This window comes from Pseudomonas sp. GG8 (assembly GCF_052976945.1).
In genome coordinates this window covers 1-5,587 of record NZ_JBRIIP010000008.1, presented here as the reverse complement: position 1 = coordinate 5,587, position 5,587 = coordinate 1, and the positions used below count along the sequence as shown (strand labels likewise).

The 5,587-nt window shown below is 56.6% G+C and carries 4 protein-coding genes; 3 read left to right on the top strand and 1 reads right to left on the bottom strand.

What is annotated here, in order from left to right; genetic code table 11:
• Together ACVBEG_RS26900 and ACVBEG_RS26895 are read left to right on the top strand one after the other, a co-directional pair.
• Nucleotides 1-214 (top strand): hypothetical protein (locus tag ACVBEG_RS26900; protein WP_447108516.1); only part of this gene is annotated, 214 nt, incomplete at its 5' end.
• A 382-nt stretch (nucleotides 215-596) separates the two neighbouring features.
• Complete coding sequence (locus ACVBEG_RS26895; protein WP_447108515.1) at nucleotides 597-809, top strand: hypothetical protein; 213 nt, start codon at nucleotides 597-599, stop codon at nucleotides 807-809.
• 1,769 nt (nucleotides 810-2,578) lie between these two features.
• Here the strand turns inward: ACVBEG_RS26895 and ACVBEG_RS26890 are convergent.
• Nucleotides 2,579-3,010, bottom strand: coding sequence for a hypothetical protein (locus tag ACVBEG_RS26890; RefSeq protein ID WP_447108514.1), 432 nt, complete (start codon nucleotides 3,008-3,010; stop codon nucleotides 2,579-2,581).
• A 932-nt stretch (nucleotides 3,011-3,942) separates the two neighbouring features.
• Between ACVBEG_RS26890 and ACVBEG_RS26885 the strand changes: the two genes are divergently transcribed.
• Nucleotides 3,943-4,257, top strand: a complete 315-nt coding sequence (locus ACVBEG_RS26885; protein ID WP_447108513.1) for a hypothetical protein — start codon at nucleotides 3,943-3,945, stop codon at nucleotides 4,255-4,257.
• Nucleotides 4,258-5,587: the final 1,330 nt, after the last annotated feature.

Below are 5,587 nucleotides of genomic sequence, written 5' to 3'. Positions count from 1 at the left end.
TCTCCGGCGTATCCTTGAGGCCGCGTCCCGGCGGATCGACAAACTACTACGAGAGGGCGGGACATTTGGCCCGTTGACCAGACAAATTTCTATGACGTCGGCTCCGGCATTTGATCAATTTTCAGGCAAGTATTCCGTTCTATCTGGAACGGACGACATCGCCACTATGGTCTCGCTGGCACAGGTTATCCCGCTGGACGGCTGGCTGGTCTGAACAACTACCGTGACCGCCTACGACGACACCGACCGCGGGGCAAGACCATCCTCACCGAAGGCTATAACGCCGATTTCTGGCTGATGCCGTACAACTCGACGCCCAACAATCTTTAAAGCTAAACGAGGATACATACAACATGCTCGACGCCGGCCAACAACCTCAGCATCTCGGAAGCTGGGGGTATGCACAGTACATCAGTTACGACGGCGGACGCTATAAGCTCGACAACGGCGACCTTGCCTCAGCGTGACCAGCGCCACCGACCTGGGACCGGCCCAGACCGTCTTGATTGACTCCGGACAGTTGTCGCCCCGCGCCATCAACGGCAACACTTTGACCGTAGCATCAACAGAACAGCGACCATTCCGGCGGCGCCGCGTTGACGCGCTACGACTACGCGGAGCTGGTCGCCCAGGCTTCTGCTGGACATTGCGAAGCTCCGAGCAACTTCCGTAACCGGGACATGGGGTCGGGCGGGAGTATCGGCAGCGGGGAAACGTCGATGACGGTGGTGGAGGGAGAAGTCCGGTCGGCGCTGATGACTCTGGACGACTACCGGGTGACGGGAACCGACAACGGGGTGATCTTCTAATGGCTCAGCAATTGGGACAAAAATCACGATAACCGGCCCGGTCTTTGACGGCTCCGGCCTCCGGGTTATGAGAGGTCGCAAACCGTGAGCTCCGAGACCTGGCCGTCTTTGAAGGCGCGAATAAAGTCTCCGATGAGCTATGGGGACCGCCGGCCCATCTACTCTGGCCATCTAAACCGGCAGACCGCCACGGCGCCGACACCCGAGTCCTGAAGCAGTTAGGTGGGCAACCGAGTAGAACGACAACGAGGCTATCGTTGACGCGTTCTACAACAGCAAAAGCGGCAAACGGCTATCCTACGCCTCAAAGATTAGAACAAAAGTATGGCATGTTCGCTAAAATCGCCCAAGGAGATCAACGCAACAAGGGCGAGCTGCTCCATAAATATGTGGGCGACGCTCTGATAGAGGCTTTGGATCGACGAGTAGGAGACATGGACAGGACTGAACATTCTTCTATCGACCATAACCGACCCGGCTTCACGGCGGCCATACGGGCCGAGCCTCTGGCGCTGTCCGGTACTCCAGGTCCTCGCCTACTCGGTACGAAGCCGGACTGACGGCTGGCAGACGTTGTCCGATACGGCTCCGCGACCGGCGTTTATCATCAGGTCATACTTCCGCCTCCAGGCATCGGTGGATGTCCGGAGAACATCGAGCTTGACCTGTGGGACGCGATGGTGGAGGTTAACACGAACTTCCGCTCGGACGCCAACCTTAACAGGAAATTGCACCAACAAACGGTCGGCGCCGCCACGGTCGCAACTTCTGGATATGGGCGGCGGCTTGTATGGACGGCGACGACACCTTTTGATATTTAGCTAATGGAAGAGATTAAGATCTTCGCCTTAACGGAGGGCCAATGGCAAAGGGTCGGACTCAGTAAACGATATTAGTTACCGCATAGACCTCTCCGGAGATGTGGCGACGATGGATCACGCCAGCTTCACCCGCGGGAGTTGTTGGATTAAACAGCCTGACACCTCGGCCCATGAGCGGATAATGGGATTATCGGACGGGAATCTGGCTGTCATCCTCGTTAAGCGGCTCGACCAGACAACACGCCGCTTTTAAAGGGCTCCCGACCACCGACCGGGTATTGACCTGGGCATTTAGACCGCGGCGATGTGGCCGCCTGTCTGGTACCAAAACAGATGAACTATAACGGCAGCCGAGGCGCGGACGGATCGCTGTCGTTCTCATCGTTACAGGCCAACGGGGTCGCTCTGGATTACGGAAGCTCACTGACCACCCGGCAAAGAGACCCACACCTCGGCTGCTGTTTCCACTCGCGGGACGATGGAGCGACAACTGGCTACGGCCTGGTCGGACGTCCTTGAGCGACCACCGACGTTGATTCGGGAACAGCGACCGTAAGCATCGAACAAGTACAGCGATAACGTGACATTCGCGACGACCGTGTCTTTCGTGGCGGTCTCCGCCGCGGCGGCTCCGACCAGCTCAAGGTAACTCTCAAGCGGGGCGATATCAATGCTCCAGGGTATCGACCTCCGCCGCGTACGATTCCAGTATCATTGTTCATGGTGACCCGGAGAGGCACCCTCCGAGTAAATGTGTAGATCTAAACACATGAAAATAGGACGTATCCGGCCTCGATCTTCCTGTCCCTGGTCATCCTTGGAGGCGCTGCTCGGGGCCGGGATATTTCTAGAATGATGTCGCGACCGGGACATCGGTGGGCGGTCTCATCGCCCTATCCATGAAGATTCTGGAGTCTGACTGATGGGGTTTTTATGCCGGCTGAATCTTCACCGATGGAGGGCGGCGGCATCGTCCGACCGGATATGCCGAAGGTGCGCCCTGCATGAAAGGCTGATGTATTCAACGAGACCGGCGCCAATTGGGAGAGGGTAGCGTGAAGCCTCTAAAATTCCGGTCTGGGCGTCCGTTCCGGTGGTGGTCATCATCATCGGTTTGATCGGCTGGGTCGTGACGCTCCGCGGGAATATCGACGCCGCCCTGGACAGCATCGAGCAATTAAAGGCGGAATACGGGCCGGCCATTGAGTCTATCCGGGACCGAGACTCAACACCGAGATGGCCGATAAAGTATCCGATGTGGTAACCCGTCAGGCGGTGACGAATGAGATGAGGCAGAAACCGATGCCGAATCATGAAGGATTCGCGGATGTCCTGCGGCAGCTTGGCGAGGCTGAGTTGTTGATAACGGAGCGCCGACAATTAAGGGGCATACGGGAAATGATAATGGCATCAACCGACCCGCCGGCCCGGACTATTGGAAGCTGGCGAGTTGTGCCGAGGCGTGGAGTTTGCCAGATATATCCGCGGCTGGCGGACGAATCTCGTCAACCGATTTCGAGCAATGTTCGAATAATCCCACAATGAGCATAGAACTTCACCGAGGAGCGGACAAGATCGCCTGAGTGTTTTCATTTCACACCGGGACGATTGTGCTTTGATGGAGAGTCGGGGAGAGGCATCGGATACCGCCCGACCGCGACCCGGTAATCGAGTTGAACAAAAGGATAATGGGACCGCTGAGAATATATGGACACCTCGACCAAATCCAGGAGGCATCAATCCTAAGAAACAGGTACGGAATGACTGTGGCGATCGACGACTCCGGCGGAAGCGCCGGACGATTAGTAACGACCTAACGTCGATTGATTTCGCCACACCACCGGGAAGAATCCGATATTCACGGATTGGACAAGAGCGCCCGTGAGCGTCTGCTACTGCTGGCCGATTTCACAGTATCGCCGCGATTCCAGCGATTGTTCCTCGAATATGAGCCATGCCAGTCTTCTCCAGCCACACCGACCACGTGGGTCGCCGTTCCCGCTCCTTGGACAATCTTCACAGTATTCTGGCAGGGGAGCTATTTTTTACGGATTATGCACTTTCTAAAAGTGAGAATTGACATGGTTGGCGCGGGCACATGGCCAGTGGTGCAGTCCCAACATGGGCATAAAGTGATAGCCACCAACGGGACGAAGCCCAAGAAGGGCTTTCAAGTCCAGAGCGGACGGCGCGGGTTACGTTTGAGGGAACCGACTATGATGGGGCGGAGGATTTGAACTTGAAGTCTAACGTTACAGCTTGGCCAGTTGATTCGCCCTCCGGGAAGCCGCCGAAGGCAAGGACCGGAAGGTATGGCTCGGTTATTCGGCGAGAACGTCCTGATGGAGTGGAACCTGGAGGACGGGATGAGGCCGGAGTGCACCCAGCTCGGGGACGGGATGATGGCTCTGCCGCTGGACCTGGCCGATCTGGTGGTCCGACATTCGGGTGGAGGCGGTCGCGGCGGATACACCGGCCCCTTTCGGCCGAGACGTCCAGGGCAGTTCAGCACGTTGGCGGCGGCGTCGCCGACCTGCTCGGCCGGCCGATCGAGTCCTGCCGGCTTTGGAGGACCAGGTTTTGTCGATGGTGGCCTGCCAACGGATATGGCCACCAGGTGGCCTTGATGGCCGAAGATGAGGCTGGCCGAGATGATTGCGATGGTCCAGGAAGGGAAACCCGAAGAGACTAATGGCTAACGAAGTCGAGTCAAAACCGCCGAGCCAACAAGTTCAGAACCCTGAAGCTGGAATCGGGAAGGTCTGAAGCCGGCTCCAGAAGATGAAGAACTGGTCGCAAACCGGACAGGCCATCGGGCTGGGCATGGTAGCGATGGGCACCGGCACCATGGAGGTTGTGGCTAAAACGACAAGACAGGGCTAACCGGACCGAACACCGGAAGTTGGGCAACGCCGCCGGAATGTCCGAGAAAGAGATTCGGGACATGGCTAAACTCACCGTTAACCGTCCGCTGGACTCCGCCCTGGAACTGATGAAATTCGGCGCCCGGCAAGAGACTGGAAAGCGCCGAGATACTGTCAAGAAATATGCCAGTTTCTGGGACACCGTTGGGGGAATCCACCCGGACTACACGCTAAGAGGCCATGGCAAAGTCCGGGGCAGCATCAGGTTGTGGGTGTGGAGTTAGGGAACGAGAAAGAATTGCTCGGAGCCTTAGGGGCTTATTTCAAAGTGCCCGGAGTCGGTCCGAGCTTCCTCGACGGCATCTAAAAATGGCGCCGGAAATGGCCGACATGGGTGTCTCGGTTAATGACGCGGCGATTATTATGACCGCGATGGAGCGGGAGTTAGGTCTGACCGCCCGGACTGCCCAGGAACGAATTCAAGGAAGCGCTGGAACAATCGGAGGCCAGGTTGCTCGCCGGAGTGCTGGAACAGCTAGGATTAAGCGAGGAACAACTAGCGACCTACGAGGCCAAACTCGGAGAATCTACGGCGTCATTAAGGAAAACGCCAACGCCCACACCAGTACCGAAACGGTCATGGATAAGCTGAAGTCAGCGCGAATGTCGGATTCACATTTGCAAATAGCGCGTACATGGAGAAGGCATCCGTGTTGGCTCCGATATTCCGATTGGCGGCGGGGCCGATAATGGCCGGGTTCTTCACATCACGGGATTGATGACGCCGATCCTCCACGGCACAAAATTAGCTTTTATCGGACTGAATCTCTGACCATTACGGCCCGAATGACATTTTTAATAATCGGGATCGGCCTTGCTATCGCCGCCGGCTTTGTGATCTGGAAGAACTGGGACAAGGTAATGATATTGCTACGGCGGATCTTTAAAATGCCGAAGGGGAAGTTTAAGATTGATTTATTATCCGGGAGATTGTTTAAGAAGGTTTTTCCGGATTAACAGAATCTCTCAACTTCAAGTTGGGCTGGATACTCCCGGCGGGGCCGTTGATAAAGGCCATCTACTAAAGGATATG

What these genes read in the sequence shown, in the direction of transcription:
- ACVBEG_RS26885 (WP_447108513.1), top strand. Translation starts at nt 3,943, where the DNA reads ATGGCTCGGTTATTCGGCGAGAACGTCCTGATGGAGTGGAACCTGGAG.